Source organism: Variovorax sp. RO1, assembly GCF_002849325.1.
GTDB lineage: Bacteria > Pseudomonadota > Gammaproteobacteria > Burkholderiales > Burkholderiaceae_C > Variovorax.
In genome coordinates this window covers 208119-224425 of the sequence record NZ_PKMT01000002.1, presented here as the reverse complement: position 1 = coordinate 224425, position 16307 = coordinate 208119, and the positions used below count along the sequence as shown (strand labels likewise).

The 16307-nt window shown below is 66.1% G+C and carries 14 protein-coding genes; 12 read left to right on the top strand and 2 right to left on the bottom strand.

What is annotated here, in order from left to right; all coding sequences use genetic code 11:
* The first annotated feature begins 58 nt into the window (after window positions 1–58).
* The 4 genes from CY658_RS12235 to CY658_RS12220 all read left to right on the top strand — a co-directional run bounded on the left by CY658_RS12235 (window position 59) and on the right by CY658_RS12220 (window position 4852).
* Window positions 59–1108: an ornithine cyclodeaminase gene (locus tag CY658_RS12235; RefSeq protein ID WP_101490494.1), complete on the top strand. Its 1050-nt coding sequence runs from the start codon at window positions 59–61 to the stop codon at window positions 1106–1108.
* A gap of 34 nt (window positions 1109–1142) precedes the next feature.
* Complete coding sequence (locus CY658_RS12230; protein ID WP_101490493.1) at window positions 1143–2186, top strand: histone deacetylase family protein; 1044 nt, start codon at window positions 1143–1145, stop codon at window positions 2184–2186.
* 166 nt (window positions 2187–2352) lie between these two features.
* Window positions 2353–3327 carry a Bug family tripartite tricarboxylate transporter substrate binding protein gene (locus tag CY658_RS12225; protein ID WP_099793160.1) on the top strand — a complete coding sequence of 325 codons (975 nt, stop codon included), beginning with the start codon at window positions 2353–2355 and terminating at the stop codon, window positions 3325–3327.
* Between the two features lie 328 nt (window positions 3328–3655).
* Complete coding sequence (locus tag CY658_RS12220) at window positions 3656–4852, top strand: porin (RefSeq protein WP_101490492.1); 1197 nt, start codon at window positions 3656–3658, stop codon at window positions 4850–4852.
* 127 nt (window positions 4853–4979) lie between these two features.
* On the opposite strand, the gene CY658_RS12215 is transcribed toward CY658_RS12220, so the two are convergent.
* The gene (locus CY658_RS12215; RefSeq protein ID WP_101491265.1) at window positions 4980–5804 is read right to left on the bottom strand and encodes an HAD-IIB family hydrolase; all 825 of its coding nucleotides are present in this window, start codon (window positions 5802–5804) and stop codon (window positions 4980–4982) included.
* Window positions 5805–5923: 119 nt separating this feature from the next.
* Here CY658_RS12215 and CY658_RS12210 point away from each other — a divergent pair, with 119 nt between their 5' ends.
* The 5 genes from CY658_RS12210 to CY658_RS12190 all read left to right on the top strand — a co-directional run bounded on the left by CY658_RS12210 (window position 5924) and on the right by CY658_RS12190 (window position 11083).
* Complete coding sequence (locus CY658_RS12210; protein ID WP_101490491.1) at window positions 5924–6919, top strand: ABC transporter ATP-binding protein; 996 nt, start codon at window positions 5924–5926, stop codon at window positions 6917–6919.
* An 8-nt stretch (window positions 6920–6927) separates the two neighbouring features.
* Complete coding sequence (locus tag CY658_RS12205) at window positions 6928–7770, top strand: ABC transporter permease (RefSeq protein ID WP_101491264.1); 843 nt, start codon at window positions 6928–6930, stop codon at window positions 7768–7770.
* A 142-nt stretch (window positions 7771–7912) separates the two neighbouring features.
* Window positions 7913–9046, top strand: a complete 1134-nt coding sequence (locus CY658_RS12200; protein ID WP_101490490.1) for a hypothetical protein — start codon at window positions 7913–7915, stop codon at window positions 9044–9046.
* A complete protein-coding gene (locus tag CY658_RS12195) occupies window positions 9043–10083 on the top strand; it encodes a DNA methyltransferase (RefSeq protein WP_101490489.1) in 1041 nt (346 codons plus the stop codon). The genes CY658_RS12200 and CY658_RS12195 overlap by 4 nt, the downstream gene beginning before the upstream one ends.
* Window positions 10084–10279: 196 nt before the next feature.
* Window positions 10280–11083 carry an ABC transporter permease gene (locus tag CY658_RS12190; RefSeq protein ID WP_101490488.1) on the top strand — a complete coding sequence of 268 codons (804 nt, stop codon included), beginning with the start codon at window positions 10280–10282 and terminating at the stop codon, window positions 11081–11083.
* 21 nt (window positions 11084–11104) lie between these two features.
* Here CY658_RS12190 and CY658_RS12185 read toward each other — a convergent pair whose 3' ends face one another.
* Window positions 11105–12742 (bottom strand): peptide chain release factor 3, encoded by a 1638-nt coding sequence (locus CY658_RS12185; protein ID WP_101490487.1) that lies wholly within the window; start codon window positions 12740–12742, stop codon window positions 11105–11107.
* A gap of 235 nt (window positions 12743–12977) precedes the next feature.
* Between CY658_RS12185 and CY658_RS12180 the strand changes: the two genes are divergently transcribed.
* From CY658_RS12180 to CY658_RS12170, 3 genes are read left to right on the top strand one after another with little or no spacing between them, the layout of a single operon-like run.
* Entirely contained in the window at window positions 12978–13319 is a 342-nt protein-coding gene (locus CY658_RS12180) for a helix-turn-helix domain-containing protein (RefSeq protein WP_101490486.1), read from the top strand.
* A complete protein-coding gene (locus CY658_RS12175; protein ID WP_101490485.1) occupies window positions 13309–14598 on the top strand; it encodes a type II toxin-antitoxin system HipA family toxin in 1290 nt (429 codons plus the stop codon). The genes CY658_RS12180 and CY658_RS12175 overlap by 11 nt, the downstream gene beginning before the upstream one ends.
* The gene (locus tag CY658_RS12170) at window positions 14595–16307 is read left to right on the top strand and encodes a hypothetical protein (RefSeq protein ID WP_101490484.1); all 1713 of its coding nucleotides are present in this window, start codon (window positions 14595–14597) and stop codon (window positions 16305–16307) included. The genes CY658_RS12175 and CY658_RS12170 overlap by 4 nt, the downstream gene beginning before the upstream one ends.

The following is a 16307-nucleotide window of genomic DNA, read 5'->3' as shown; positions in this document are numbered from 1 at the left end:
GGTGGAGACCGTGTGAACGGATGAAGCGCCGTGTCAGGGCTACGCAAGGAGCCGCGCCATGACCCGCTTCATCGATGTTCACAGCCTGGTTCGCCTGGTGGATGAGACCGGCGTTCCGGAATTCCTCATCACCCTGGCCGACGCGCTGCGCGACGATTTCCTGCGCTGGCGCGAGTTCGACAAGAAGGCGCGCGTGGCCAGCCATTCGCACCTGGGGGTGATCGAACTCATGCCCGTGGCCGACGACGGCGCCTACGCCTTCAAGTACGTCAACGGCCATCCGCACAACACGCAGGTCGGCCTGCCCACGGTCATGGCCTTCGGCGTGCTGGCCGAGGTCGACACGGGCTACCCCGTGCTGCTGTCCGAACTCACGCTCACCACCGCGCTGCGCACGGCCGCCACCTCGGCCATGGCCGCCAAGGCGCTGGCGCGGCCCGACGCGCGCAGCCTCGCCATCATCGGCAACGGCTCGCAGAGCGAGTTCCAGGCGCTGGCCTTCCATGCGCTGCTGGGCATCGAGCAGGTGCGCGTGTTCGACACCGACCCGCACGCCACCGACAAGCTGGTGCGCCACCTCGCGGCCTGCACGCCGATGGAGATCGTGCGCGCCGGCTCCACCGCCGAGGCGGTGCGCGGCGCCGACATCGTGACCACCATCACCGCCTACCAGGGCCATGCGACCGTGCTCACGCCCGAGATGATCGAGCCCGGCATGCACATCAACGCCGTGGGCGGCGATTCGCCCGGCAAGACCGAGCTGCACCCCGACGTGCTGCGCGGTGCGCGCGTGTTCGTCGAGTACGAGCCGCAGACCCGCATCGAGGGCGAGATCCAGCAGCTGGCGCCCGACTTCCCGGTGCACGAGCTGTGGCGCGTGCTGGTCGGCGAAGTGCCCGGGCGCGAGCGGCCGGATCAGGTGACGGTTTTCGACTCGGTCGGCTTCGCGCTGGAGGACTACACGGCGCTGCGCTGCATCCAGCAGCTGGCGCTGGAGCGCGGCGTGGGCCGGCAGATCGCGCTGGTGCCCGAGCTCGACGACCCGAAGGACCTGTTCGGTCTCACCGCCTCGGGGCGGCGCCGGGCGGTGCTGCGGCGTGCGGCATGATGGCGGGCCCTGTCGTCACGCTTCTCGCTGCTTCATGCTCACCATCTACAACGACCAGCACGCACTGCACCAAGGCAAAGTCGAAATGTTCCGGGGCGAGCTGGTGCCCTGCTTCGAGGTGCCCGCCCGCGTCGACCATGTGAGGCACGAGCTGGAACGGCGCGGCCTCGGCCCGCTGCAGGCACCCGACGCGTTCGATGAAGCACTGCTGGCAAAGGTGCACGCACCGCGTTACCTCGACTTCATCGCCCATGCCTGGGACGAGTGGGTGGCGCTCGACGCCGCCAACGCCACGCGCGACGCGCTGCCCTCGTACTGGCCCACGCGGGGCATGCGCACCGATGTGCTGCCGAAGAGTTTTCCCGCGCGCCTGGGCCTCTTTGCGTTCGATGCCGGTACGCCGCTGATGGCCGGCAGCTGGACCGCCGCACGCCACGGCGCCGCCTGTGCGTGGACCGCGGCGCAGCGCGTCATCGCCGGCGGCGAGCGCAGCGCCTTCGCGCTCACGCGCCCGCCGGGCCACCATGCGGGCGCCGACTTCTTCGGCGGCTACTGCTTCGTCAACAACGCCGCCGTGGCCGCGCAGGCGCTGCGCGATACGGGCGTCGAACGCGTGGCCGTGCTCGATGTCGACTACCACCACGGCAACGGCACGCAGGCCATCTTCTACGAGCGCAGCGACGTGCACTTCGCCAGCCTGCACGGCGATCCGTTCACCGACTACCCGTACTACCTGGGCCATGCCGACGAGCGCGGCGCCGGCAAGGGCGAGGGCTTCAACCACAACCTGCCGCTGCCGCGCGGCACCGATTTCACGGCCTGGCGCGCGGCGCTCGGCACGGCACTCGACGGCATCGCGAAGGTGAAAGCCGGCGCGCTCGTGGTCTCGCTCGGTGTCGACACCTTCGAGGGCGACCCGATCTCGGGCTTCAGGCTGAAGAGCGACGACTACCTGCGCATGGGCGAAGACCTCGCGCGCGCGGGCCTGCCCACCGTGTTCGTGTTCGAGGGCGGCTACGCGGTCGCCGAGGTGGGTGTGAACGCCGTCAACGTTCTCGAAGGCTTCGCGCAGAAGTAAGCAACCGAAGCAGCGGGAGCCACCCAGGCGCCGCTGCTGACGCGCAGGCGACTGCGCTGCCTGAATAGGCCCTGGTTTCCCCGGGAAATCAGGGGAGCCCCGATTGCCTTCGACCACCGGGCCGGGCCCAATCGGCGCTTTCCCAAGTTTCAGGAATTCGTCCGCCATGCTCCGCCGCTCTTCGCTCCTCTGTGCCGCCACGCTTGCCGCGTGCGGCCTCGTCTCCCCGCTGGCGGCCTTTGCGCAGCAGGCCTTTCCCTCCAAGCCCATCAAGCTGGTCATCGCATTCCCCGCCGGTGGCCCGACCGACATCACCATGCGCCAGCTGGCCGACAACGCCAGCAAGATCCTGGGCCAGCCCGTGATCATCGACAACAAGCCCGGCGCCGGCGGCACGCTGCCCGCGCAGGCGCTGCAGACCGCGCAGCCCGACGGCTACACCGTCGCGCAGATTCCGCTGGGCGTGTTCCGCCTGGGCTACACCACCAAGATCAACTGGGACCCGCTCAAGGACATCACGTACGTGCTGAACGTCACCGGCTATGCCTTCGGCATCGTCGTGCCGGCCGACAGCCCGTTCAAGACCTGGGCCGACTTCGTCGCCTACGCCAAGGCCAACCCCGGCAAGCTCACCTACGGCTCGACCGGCAACCTGACCAGCCCGCATCTCACGACCGAAATCATTGCGCAGAAGGCCGGCATCACGCTGCAGCACGTGCCCTACAAGGGCAGCGCCGACCTGATGCTGGCCGTGGTCAGCGGCCAGCTCATGGCGGCGGCCGACAGCACCGGCTTCGCGCCGCAGGTCGAGGCCGGCAAGCTGCGCGTGCTCAACACCTGGGGCGACAAGCGCCTGGCCAAGTTCCCCGACGCGCCCACGCTCAAAGAGCTGGGCTACGACGTGGTGCAGAACTCGCCCTTCGGCATCGGCGCCCCCAAGGGCACCTCGCCCGAGGTCGTGAAGAAGCTGCACGACGCCTTCAAGCAGGCGATGGAAGAACCGAGCTACGTCGCGTCGCTCGGCCGCTACGACATGCTGCCCAACTACATGAGCTCGGCCACGTACACCAAGTTCGCGCAGGACACGGTGGTGCGCGAGAAGGTGATCATCGACAAGCTGGGGTTGGCGAAGGAGAAGTGAGGCGGGGGAACACGGCAGCGGCCACGGTCGCTGCTGAACATGGATTCCGTCCATTTCTCATTTCTATGCATGTCGTCGACGACGTGCATAGAAATTCGATTTTTCTATGCACGTTTCGGCCTGCGCCATGCAGCGCCTACCCCGATCCCCGATCGGTGTCCCAAACTCACCCCCTAAAACCCTCAGTAATTTAGGCGTTAACCCTATGTAATCCCTTTGTCTTCCAGCGAAGGAAAACTCGGACCCAGTCTCGCGGCGGCATCGCCCGGACGTCCCACTGTCGCGCCCGATGTCGGCGCAGCGACTTTCCCATCCTGGAGTGACACGAATGAAAAAATCCCTGCTTGTTCTGGCTGCCATCGCAGCCTGCGGCGCCGCGTCGGCGCAATCGACCGTGACCCTGTTCGGCGTGGTCGATGCCGCCTACCGCAACGTAGCGAACAAGAGCGTTTCGACCAACCCCTTCGGCCCCGCCTACAGCGTGAAGGCCAGCCGCACCGAGCTGGCGAATTCGGGCCTGAGCTCGAGCCGTCTCGGCTTCCGCGGCGTGGAAGACCTGGGCGGCGGCCTGTCGGCCAGCTTCTGGCTCGAAGCCCCGATCACCAACGACGACGGCGCCACCGGCGTGTCGAGCTTCACCCGCCGTTCGACGGTGAGCCTGGCAGGCAGCTTCGGTGAACTGCGCTTGGGCCGCGACAAGACCGCGACGGTGATGAACGAAGAACAGTTCGATCCGTTCGGCGACACCGGCATCGGCGGCTCGCTGATCATCGACGCCAACGAAGCCAGCGTGTCGGGCAGCGGCTACGGCAGCAACAGCACCTACAAGCGCGCCAGCAACATGGTGCAGTACTTCCTGCCGCGCCTGGGCGGTCTGTACGGCAACGTGGCCTACGGCCTGGCCGAGCAGACGCGTCTGTCGCCCGACACCGCCGCCAGCACCAACACCGGCCGCCACATCGGCGGGCGCCTGGGCTACACGACGGGTCCGTTCGACATCGCCGCCAGCTACGCGCAGAACGACACCAGCTTCACGAGCGGCAGCGGCGCCGCCGCCGTGGCACGTCCGGGCAAGATCAAGACCTTCAACCTCGGCGCGACCTACGACTTCGGCGTGGCCAAGCTGTTCGGCGAAATCTCGCGTTCGAAGGACGAGCGCAACGCGTTGAACATCTTCACGACCGGCCAGGACGTGGACCTCACGGGCTACCTGCTGGGCGTGACCGTGCCGGTCGGCCCGGGCGTGATCCGCGCGTCATATTCGCAGGTCAAGTACGACTTCAACCGCGTGCCGGTCTTCGGCGTGAACAACGCCGACCCGAAGGCCAGCAAGCTCGCGCTGGGCTACGTGCACAACCTGTCCAAGCGCACCGCGCTGTACGGCACGGTCGCACGCGTCAGCAACAAGAACGGCGCGGGCCTCACGGTGGGTGCAGGCCCGTCGTACGCCACTACGTTCAACCGCACGGCGCTGCAGGCCAAGAGCTCGATGGGCTACGAGTTCGGCATCCGCCACACGTTCTGATGGTTTGAGCGGTCGCGTGCTGCGCGACCGCACCCCCGCAAGTTTCTCCAAGGGTCGTTCAACCGGTCCATTCGGCCCGCCCTGTGCGGGCCTTTTTTTCGTCTGCGACCTTGGAAGAAGGCGCTGCTCAGCGCGCCGACAGCACCGCGTGCGCAGCCTCGGCAAACCCCGCGCCGCGCTCGCCCTGCGTCACGTAGCGCGGCAGATGTTCCAGCTGCGGCACGAAGCGCGCGACGTTCGCCACGCCGATGCTGTGCGCGAAGCTGCGGAACATCAGCTGGTCGTTGGTGGAGTCGCCCACGTAGGCCCAGCGGTCCATTTCGTCGTCGAGCGTGCGGCCCCAGAGTTCGCGCACGATCCAGCGCGCGCCTTCGAGCTTGTCGTTGTCGCCGTACCAGCCGTTGATGTGGATGCTGCTCACGGTGGCGTGCATGCCTTCGCCGCGCATCAGCGCGACGACGCGGGCGATGGTGTCGTCGTCGAGCGTCACGAACTCGCTGTGGTCGATCGCGATGTCGGTCTCGCGTCCGGGCGAGTCGGTGGCGCGGCCGGCGCCGGGAATCTCGCGCTCGATGCGCGCCAGCACGGCCTGCATGCGCGCGAAGTTGGCGGCGCGCGTGGCGGCGTCCTGCTGGTAGCGCTTCTCGACACCGCCATCGGCCGCCGGGCGCAGCGCCACCGCGCCGTTCTCGGCCACGATGGCATCGACCGGCCAGCTGTTCACGAAGGGCAGGCTCCAGCCCACGGGCCGGCCGGTGATCGCGACCACGGCGAGGCCCGCGGCCTTCAGGTCGGCCAGCGCCTTCAACGCGTCGGGCGTGATCGCGCCGTCGGTGGTGAGCGTGTCGTCGATGTCGGTGAACACGCCGGTCAGCGCCGCGCGCGCGTCGGCGGGCCAGCGTGCGAGCGGCAGCAGGTGGTGGGGCGAGGCGGGCAGGGGAGGCGAAGACATCGAAGACATGGGGCTGGATTCTCGGGAGGGCCCGTGATCGTACCGGCGCTTTCGTGTAGCATCCCGCCCCCGCCGCGCTTTCAGGGCCGGCGCGGCGCTCTCGCTCTGTTTCTCTCACCATGCCTCACATCCTCGTCGACCACCTCCGCAAGACCTACAAGGTGTCCGAGCGCGACCCCGGTCTGCGCGGGGCGCTGCGCGGCCTGCTGCAGCGCCGCCACCGCACGGTGGAGGCGCTGTCGGACGTGTCGTTCGCACTGGAGCGCGGCGAGCTGCTGGGCTTCATCGGGCCGAACGGTGCGGGCAAGTCGACCACCATCAAGATCCTGTCGGGCATCCTGCGGCCCGACGGCGGACGCGTGGAAGTCGACGGCCGCGACCCCTTTGCCGACCGCGAGCGGCACGTGGCGCGCATCGGCGTGGTCTTCGGCCAGCGCACGCAGCTGTGGTGGGACCTGCCCGTGGGCGACGGCTTCGATCTGCTACGAGACATTTACCGCGTCGACCCGCAGCGCTACCGCCGCACACGCGACGAGCTGGTCGCGCTGCTGCACCTGGAGCGCGTGCTCGACCAGCCGGTGCGCCAGCTCTCGCTGGGCCAGCGCATGCGCGCCGAGATTGCGGCGGCGCTGCTGCACGAGCCCGACCTCCTGTTCCTCGACGAGCCGACCATCGGCCTCGATGCACCCTCGAAGCTCGCCGTGCGCGACTTCGTTCGCCGCGCCAACCGCGAGCGCGGCACCACCGTGCTGCTGACCACGCACGACATGCACGACATCGAGGCCCTGGCCCAGCGCGTGATCGTCATCGGCCACGGCCGCGTGCTGGCCGACAGCCCGGTCGAGGCGCTGCGTGCGCAGGTGCTGGCCGAGCGCCGGCTGGTGGTCGACTTTGCACAAGACGCCACGCTGCCCGCGCACGTCGACGGCGCCACCGTGCACTCGCGCGACGGCCAGACGCTGGTGCTCGACTTCGACCCCAAGCAGACCCCAGCGCCTGCGCTCATCGCTCGCATCGCCGGTGCGCACGCCGTGGAAGACATCCGCCTCGAAGGCCTCGCGATCGAAGCCGTCATCGCGCGCTTCTACGCCATGCACGGAGCGGCCGAGGCGTGAAGCCGGCCATGGGCCCGCGCGACCTCGCCCGGCCGTATGTCGCGGCGTTCATCTCGCGCTTCTTGCAGATGCTGCAGTACCGCACCGCGGCACTCGCGGGCTTTGCCACGCAGTGCTGGTGGGGTGGCATCAAGGTGATGGTGTTCGCCGCGTTCTACAGCGGCAGCGCCATCGCGGGCGCGGCCTCGTCGATGTCGCTGGCCCAGGCCATCACCTACACCTGGCTCGCGCAAGGTTTGTTGGTGCTGATGCCCTGGCTCGGCGACCCGGAGGTGGCGCAGGCCGCGCGCACCGGCGCGGTCGCCTACGACCGGCTGCGCCCGGTGGACGCGTACGCGCTGTGGTTTGCGCGCACCGCAGGCTGGATCGCGGCGCGCCTGCTGCCGCGCGTGGCGCTCATGGCGGCTTTTGCGGCGATCGCGCTGCCGCTGATGGGGCTGGGCGACTGGGCCTGGCAAGGGCCCGCGAACGCGGTGGCCGGTGCGGCATTTTTGCTGTCGGTGGTGCTCGGCCTCCTGCTCTCCACCGCGATGGTGATGCTGCTCAACGTGGCGACCACTGCGGCACTCAACGAGCGCGGCATCCAGGCGGTGGCGACACCCGTGGTCATCGTGTTCTCGGGCAACCTGCTGCCGCTGGCGCTGCTGCCCGACGCCTGGCAGACCGCGCTGCTGGTGCAGCCGCTGGCCGGGCTGATCGACATTCCGGCGCGGTTGTACTTCGGGCAACTGAGCGGCTGGTATGCGCTGGGTGGCCTGGGCCTGCAGTGCTTCTGGATCGTCGCGCTGGTGGCGTTCGGGAAGGTGACGATGGGGCGGACGATGCGCAGCCTGCAGGTGCAAGGTGGCTAGGGTGACGGGCGTGCGCACGGGACCACTTCAACCAGCAGAGGCAGCGCTGTCGTATGGTGGCGGTTGCGACAACCCCGCTCCTGCCATGCGCCCCGTCATTCCCGTTGAAGCCGATGCGCAAACGTCCCTCGTTACGCGGACCGTGACCTGCGCGATCGACCAGATCGCCGTCGCCGACTTGCCGCGCAGCGCGAGCTCCCCGCTCTTCGAGCGCCTTCGCCGGTCCGTGCGCGGGGTGACCCTTCGCGCGCCGCCTTCGCACGAAGCCGCGCGCTGGCACACGCACACGATCGGCGGCATTGAGCGACGCTTTGCGCTGCCCCTCACGTTCACGCCGTACGCGTCCGTGAAGCCTTGCTCGGCACGTTGCGGCTTCTGCTCGGAAAACCTGCGCAAGACCGAGGGCGGAACGTCGGCGTCCCGGCTGCGTCCGGCGCCCGACTACTTCGACGGCCTGTCCCGCGCGCTGCGGGCGTTGCACGGCGTGCCGCTGTCGTGGTCGCTCTCGGGCCTGGAGACGAGCGACGACGCTGACTGGATGCTTCGGCTGTTCCACACGCTGGCCGCGAGCGAAGGCGAGGGCCCGGTGGTCGAAGACCGCGTGCTCTATACCAACGGCGCAGGCTTCGCCGGACCGCATGGCGAGGTGCTGCGGAGTGCGCTGCCAAGCTTCGGCATGAGCTGGCTGGAGCTGTCCCGCCACCACCACGACGGCGCGCTCAACCAGGCCATCATGCGATTCAGGCCCGAGGTGGCCATCGGTGACCAGACCGTGTTCGAACGCACCGCGCGCCAGCTCGCCGATGCGGCGGCGCTGCGGTTCGTGTGCATCCTCCAGCGCGGCGGCGTCGCGCAGCCGCCCGACGTGGCCGCGTACCTCGCGTGGGCACGGCAATGCGGCGCGGGCACCGTCGTCTTCCGGGAGTTCTCGCGGCTCGACGACGGCTATCGCGACAACGCCACCGCGCGCTACCTGCGTGCACAGCGAGTCTCGATGGATGCGCTGCTGACGGCCTGCCTCGACGACCCCGAGGTCTCGCGCGGGTGGACCCTCGAAAGCCTCACCGAGGGCTACTACTTCTGGAACCTGCGCCTGCGCACCGACAACGGCCTGACGGTCGTCTTCGAAAGCGCCGACTACGGCGCCATGCACGCGCGCCACGCGACCGGCGACGTCTACAAGCTTGTCTACTTTGCCGACGGCCAGCTCTGCGCCGGCTGGGAGCCGGGGCACGACGTGTTGCTCGACACGCGCACCGCACAGGCCTGTCCATGACCACCCACAGCTGGCTGAGGCTCGACCATGAATCGCCGTGCTACCGGCTGCCGGACGACCTGCGCGCGCGCGACCCGATGGGCGGGCGCGATTGCGGATGGGTCGAGCAGATGCTGCCCTTCGTGCGCCGGTTCTCGCAGCCGGGCGACACGGTGTTCGATCCGTTCGCCGGCTTCGGCACGACGCTGCTCGCGGCGCGCCTCGAAGACCGACAGGCCTTGGGCTGCGAAGTCGATGCCGGCCGCATCGACCTCGTCCGCGAGCGGCTGGCACGCCATGGCTTCGCCCACGGCACGACGCTCCTGCACGCCTCGTGCGATGCGCTCGAAGACGCCGCGCTCCCGCCCTTCGACCTGTGCCTGACGAACGTGCCCTACTTCGGTTGCCGCTGGACCGGTGCGCAGGCAGCGTCCCAGCTCTACGACAGCCCGAGCTATGCGCAGCACCTCGACGGCCTGCGCAACGTCTTCCACCGCGTCCGCGCCGGATTGCGCGAAGGCGGCGCCTGCATCGCGATGGTGGAGAACCTGCGGATCGGCGATCGCGTGCTGCCGCTGGTCTTCGATCTCGCACGCATCCTGGGGTCGCTCTTCACGATGGAAGAAGAGCGCGTGCTGGTCTATCCGCACGACGTGGAAGACAGCGACGCCGATCCCCGCACTGACCGGCGCCACGAACACGCGCTGGTCTTTCGCAAGCAGCGCGAGCGCATCGACCTGCCAGCCACCGCCGCGCTGCTCGATGCCATGCGCGCAGAAGGACACGCCTTCACGCTGTTCGGCAGCTTCGCGCGCTGGCAGCAAGACCCGCAAGGCACCCCGCCCGCAGACGCCGACATCCGCGTCGACGCCGACCCGCAGCGCCTGGACACCTTGCTGCGATGGCTGCGCGCGCAGGGCTTCTCGGTGACGAGCTGGGGCGACCCGGTCACCGGACCCCTTCACCTCGACAGCTACCGCGGCCGCTTCTACTTCCGAGCCGATCGCATCGATGCCCGCGGCGCATTGATCCGGCTGGACATCTGCTACGAGCAATGAGTGGCATGACGCAATCCGCACAGCGGTGGTTCGACCAGCACAACGACCGCACTCAGTGTGCGCAGGCCACTGGGTGCTTCCCGCAGCGAAATCAAGGAGGAGGGCGAAGCCCGGGGGACATTCGCGGAGGGAAGTACCCGGTGGCCTGTGCATGCGCCCTGAACAGCGGCAAACCAAGTCAAGAGAGCCACTGAAGATGGGCGCACTTCCCCTTTTCTTCCGCCTCATGGCCGCGTCCATCAGCGGCCAGGCGAGATACCCCGCATCGGCTTTGCTGCTCACCCTCGGCCAGTTCCTCGGCACAGGCATCGAAGTGGTCGCCGTCTGGGCCCTGTTCCATCGCTTCGGCGAGGTACAAGGCTGGGGCATCGGCGAGGTCGCGCTGTTCTATGGCCTCGTGAACTGCATGTTCGCCCTCGCCGACGCATTGGGTCGCGGCTTCGACGTGTTGGGCACCGAGTTCCTGCGCACCGGCACCTTCGACCGGTTGCTGCTGCGCCCACGCCCGCTCGCGTTGCAGCTCATGGGCCACGACGTGCGCATCAGCCGATTGGGCCGGCTGCTGCAGGGCCTGCTCGTGCTGGCCTTCGCAACCGTGCAGGCCGACATCGCGTGGACGCCAGGCGCCGTGGCGGTCGCAGTGTTCGCCATGGCCGGCGGCATCGCGCTGTTCCTCGGCATCCTCGTGCTGCAGGGCACGCTGTCGTTCTGGACCGTCGAGAGCCTGGAGATCGCCAACGTGCTCACCTACGGCGGCGTGCAGGCGGCGCAGTACCCGCTGGCGCTCTATGCGCAGTGGTTCCGCCGTGTGCTGACTTTCATCGTGCCGCTGGCCTGCGTGGCGTACTACCCGGTGCTGGCGATTCTGGGCAAGACCGACCCGCTGGGCGCGCCGGCCTGGGTGGGATGGGTGTCGCCGCTCGCGGGCTTCGTGTTCCTCGCGGCGGCGTTCGGTGCGTGGCGCATCGGGCTGCGCCACTACACCTCGTCGGGCAGCTGACGCACCCGACGATCGATCCGATCAGCCCGCGCTCTGCAGCGCCAGCCCCGCGTGCTCGCGCAGCGGATGGAAGTGGATCTTCGGAAAGCGCTCCTGCGCCAGCCGCACGTCGTACGGCGAGGTGCACAAAAAGGCCAGCGTGTCGGCCGCGTCCTTGGCCATGCGCACCGGGTACGCGTGGACGAACTCGCGCAGCTCGGCCGGGGTGTCGGCCGTGATCCAGCGCGCGCCCGTGTACTGGCAGCCTTCGAGACGCACATCGGCGTCGTACTCGGCCTTCAGGCGGTGCTGCACCACTTCGAACTGCAGCTGGCCGACCGCGCCCAGCAGCATCGGGCCGCCGACCTCGGGGCGGAAGACCTGGATCGCGCCTTCCTCGCCGAGCTGGGCCAGGCCCTGCTGCAGCTGCTTGGTGCGCAGCGGGTTCTTCAGGATCACGGTCATGAACAGCTCGGGCGCGAAGAAGGGCAGCCCGGTGAACTGCAGGTTCGCGCCGTCGGTGATGGTGTCGCCCAGCTGCACGCCGCCATGGGTGGTGAAGCCCACGATGTCGCCGGCGTAAGCCTCTTCCACCGCCTCGCGGCGCTGGCTCATGAAGGTCACGACGCTGGTGGGGCGCAGCTCTTTCGAGGTGCGCTGCACCTTGAGCTTCATGCCCGGCGTGTACTTGCCCGAGGCCATGCGCACGAAGGCGATGCGGTCGCGGTGGTTGGCGTCCATGTTGGCCTGCACCTTGAAGACCACGCCCGCGAAGTCCTTGTCCTCGGGCTGGATCTCTTTCACCACCGGCTGGCGGTTGACCAGCGTGGTGCTGGTGCGCGACTGCGGTTGCGGCGCCAGGTCGACCAGCGCGTCGAGCACTTCCATCACGCCGAAGTTGTTCACGCCGGAGCCGAAGAACACGGGCGTCTGCTTGCCCGCCAGGAAGGCCTCGCGGTCCCAGGTGGGGGAGGCGCCGGTGGCGAGTTCCATGCTTTCCATGGCGTGCTCGAAGTCGGCGCCGAAGCGCTTGGTCAGCGTGTCGCGCTCAGTGAGCGGAATGGTCTCGAAGTCGTGTGGCAGCCGCTCGCTGCCCGACTCGAACACCGTCATCGCCTGCGTGCGCAGGTTCATGATGCCGCGGAAGCTCTTGCCCTGGCCCACGGGCCAGGTCATGGGCACGCAGGGCATGCCGAGTTCGCGCTCCACCTCGTCCAGGATGTCCAGCGGCTCGCGCACTTCCCGGTCCATCTTGTTGACGAAGGTGATGATGGGCGTGTCGCGCTGGCGGCAGACCTCGATCAGCCGGCGCGTCTGCGCTTCCACGCCGTTGGCGGCGTCGATCACCATCAGCGCCGAGTCGACGGCGGTGAGCACGCGGTAGGTGTCTTCCGAGAAGTCCTTGTGGCCGGGGGTGTCGAGCAGGTTGATCACGTGCTCGCGGTACACCATCTGCATCACCGACGAGGCCACCGAGATGCCGCGCTGCTTCTCGATTTCCATCCAGTCGGAGGTGGCGTGGCGCGAGGCCTTGCGGGCCTTCACCGAGCCGGCGATCTGGATCGCGCCCGAGAACAGCAGCAGTTTTTCGGTCAGCGTGGTCTTGCCGGCGTCAGGGTGGGAGATGATAGCAAAAGTGCGTCTCCGCTTTGTTTCTTCGAGGAATTTGTCGTTCGACATCAGGGCAAAACTCAGTTTATGTACGCAACTATGTACGCAGCCAGCGGGGGTAGGCCGACAGGCCCGAATGAACGCTATTGTCTCTCAATGACCTGACCGTCGGCGTCTGCTTGACGCAGAAAGCGCTCTTGAAAGCTTCTTTTGGCATGTTAAGCGCCGTCAAGAGCGTTTTTTCTTGTTTTTGAACCCTTGGTCGTGCTACCTTGGGCGATAGAAGATTGTCCCAGGTGACGCTATGACCGCAAGAAACAAGCTACTAACTGCACCGCCCTACGCCGTTGAGCAAGCGCTCAAAAGGCTTGGGGCTGACCTGCGTACAGCGAGGCTGCGCAGGAACCTCACCATTGAAGAGCTGGCAGAAAAGATTGGCGCGGGCAAACGTGCCGTGGGAGACGCCGAGCACGGCAAGACTTCGACCAGCATCGGAACCTACACCGCAATGCTTTGGGCGCTCGATTTGCTGTCGCAGCTGGATGAAGTCGCGCGCCCGGAAAACGATGATGAGGGCCAGACGCTGGCGCTCTCCAACCAGCGGGCTCGTGCGCGTGCCAAGCCGGGGCTCAGCAATGACTTCTGAGACAGCGACGGAGTGCTTCGTCTACATCACGCTACCGGGGCAGACAGAGCCGGTGACCGCAGGGCGGTTTGCCCTTGAAAAGGACCGGCGCGGTGTACCGGAAGGCCGTTTCGTCTATGGCCGTACCTATCTGGCGCGGCAGGACGCAGTGCCTCTCGATCCAGCCGAGCTGAAGCTCACAGACCGGACCTATACAACGACAGCCCTGAACGGCGTCTTCGGAGCCTTGCGCGATGCAAGCCCTGATTTCTGGGGCCGCCGCGTCATTCAGCGGCACCTGGGCAAACCACAGCTCGGCGAACTCGACTACCTCCTCTACTCACCGGACGACCGGGCGGGCGCGCTCGGCTTCGGCCTCAATCAGATCCCGCCAGCGCCAAAGCGTGCCTTTAACCAGACACTGGATCTTGCACAGGTGCAGGCGAGCGCCGATGCGATCGTCGCCGAAGAAGACGCGCCAAAGGACGCCATCGCCGAACAGGTCGGCAACCTCCTGCTGGTTGGAACGTCCATGGGCGGAGCCCGGCCGAAAGCCGTCGTTGAGGATGAGGCCGGCCTTTGGATCGCCAAGTTCAACGTTCCGACTGATCCCTGGAACAGCGCCCGCGTGGAGCACGCCATGCTTGTTCTTGCGCGGGACTGCGGGCTGACGACGGCGGAAAGCCGCGTCGTCGAAGTCGCGGGCCGCGATGTGCTGCTCGTTAAACGCTTTGACCGCGAGAAGACAGAAGCAGGTTACCTGCGCGCGCGGATGATCAGTGCCCTGACATTGCTGCGTGCAGATGAAGCCCCTCAATCACGCGACCGCTGGTCTTATGTGCAGCTTGCTGAAGAGCTGCGCCGGGCCTGCGCGGACCCCGAGGCAAACGCAGAAGAACTTTTCCGCCGCATGTGCTTCAACGCGCTGATTTCCAACATCGACGATCACCCGCGCAATCACGCACTGATTGCGAAGGAGAAAGACTGGAAGCTGTCCCCGGCATACGACCTGACGCCGGCTGTTCCCGTCAGCGTTGCACGCCGCGATCTTGCGATGGAATGCGGCGACGCCGGTCGCTTCGCGAATGCCGACAACCTCTTATCGCAGAGCGCCCGCTTCTTGCTGAAGCCGGATCATGCGGCGCGAATCATCGACGAGATGGAAGAGCAAGTGAGAGCGCGCTGGTTCAGCGTAGCGCGCGAGGCCGGCGTGTCGCCTGCACAGTGCGAAAGAATCTCCGGAGCGTTCGCCTATGAAGGATTCCGGCAGCGCACGGAAAACTCGATGAGAGACGCATGACTCGCAGACTGGACGTTGCGAAGCTAGACACCATCGCGTTCCCGAACTCGCCTGACGATCCAGCATGGCTTGGTGCGGCAGTCGACTCGATTGAACTGTTGAAAACTACTGCGGCTGGAGACGAGATTCTGATTTACGCCGTTGGGTCAGCGCTCCTGATCAAGGGTGTACTGGCACCGATCGCGCAAGTGACGCCCGCCGATCAGGAGGACTTGATGCACTCGTTCATCCAGAGCGATGACACTTGGTGCATTCAAAAAAGCTACGGCGGCGGCGAAGGCCACCGTGTCTACATCGAGCCTCCTTTGCATTCGCCGGGATGCAAATCCTTAGCAGGCGGCGAGATGCTTGTCTTTCGGCGGAGCTTTTACGGAATGGACGAAGTGCGTCCGGAACTCGAACTCAGCCAAAAGCTGGTCCACTGCCTTGCTCTTCACTGGCTGGCGGATCGGTCCGCGTTTTGCCGGCTTGATGCGAGAGGCGACGTTGAAGAAGTTATCCGCGTCGTCACGCGGCATCGTGACGATGACCGTAAGAAGATTGAAGCCGTGACGATTCTGGCAAAAGATCTGGCGACCTATATGGCGCTGAGCGACATGGCACTCATGTACCGGTTCGATTTCACCCGCTTCATCCCTGCCCGGTTTAGTGAATGGTCGGAGGGCGCGAGGGACAACTTCTCATCACCGGATCTTTTTTATCACACAGGAAAAGGACCTCTGGCAAGTTTCGCCAACGGCTGCATGATCGTAAGACCACAGATCACAAAAGAAGATTTGATCGAGGAATGGAAGGAAGAATTCAACCCCAAGAAAAAGGAATATGCGGTTTTCAAGATCCTCGACCGCAAAAACAACAAAGAGGTCGAGACCTCGTGTGCCCCCGATTGCATCTCAAGTTACTTCGAGAAGAATGATCTCCCGTGGCACATTTCTCCCGCCTTCTTCCGTCCAGACGTGTTGCATCGTTTTAAAGCTGATCCACAGAAATATTCACTTGATGACAGGACGATCAGCTGCCGCAATGCGTGGTTCCTCAAAACGTACGACATAAATGAAGCAGGCCAGGTTCATACCTATATCGGCTATCTCGCTGATTTGCCCATTGAGGAGCAGCGGTACTGGCAAACCTTCAACGAATGGCCGAAAGGGCCAATTTCGAAGCGGGCTCACGAGAATGACATTCTCGGAGAGTTTAGTTCTGAATATGAACCGCTTGATGAGATCAAAAGGAAGATCGCATTCTTGAATGAGAGAAAACCGGCGTGGTGGAGTTTTAGAAGCGATAAGTTAGTTGCCGCAGTGCTATACCCGGTCGCGGACTCTACCAAGGAGTGGGGAGACGAAATCCTCGCATTCGATCAGCTCTTGGTAGAAGGCTTCCTGCAAAAACCTCTGCGCGCTGCTGCCAAGCTTGAAGGAGCATCAATCGATGACAAGTGGGGTTCATTAAAAATTCTGCAGGAATTGGCCGCCACAAAGATCGGCGCGGATGAGGCTGCAGCGCTGGCTGAACCTTTGCGGAGACTCCACGCATTGCGAACTATTTTGCGAGGTCATTCCTCTACAACGGACAGCAAAAAGGCGGAGCAGGACGCGCGCCGCGAATTCGGCACCCTTCGCGAACAGTTCAAGGATCTTGCTGCCGGCTGCGATAGGGCATTGGTGACTCTGCTGCCAATGCTGGGCATTCCCGAAACGTTCGCCTAG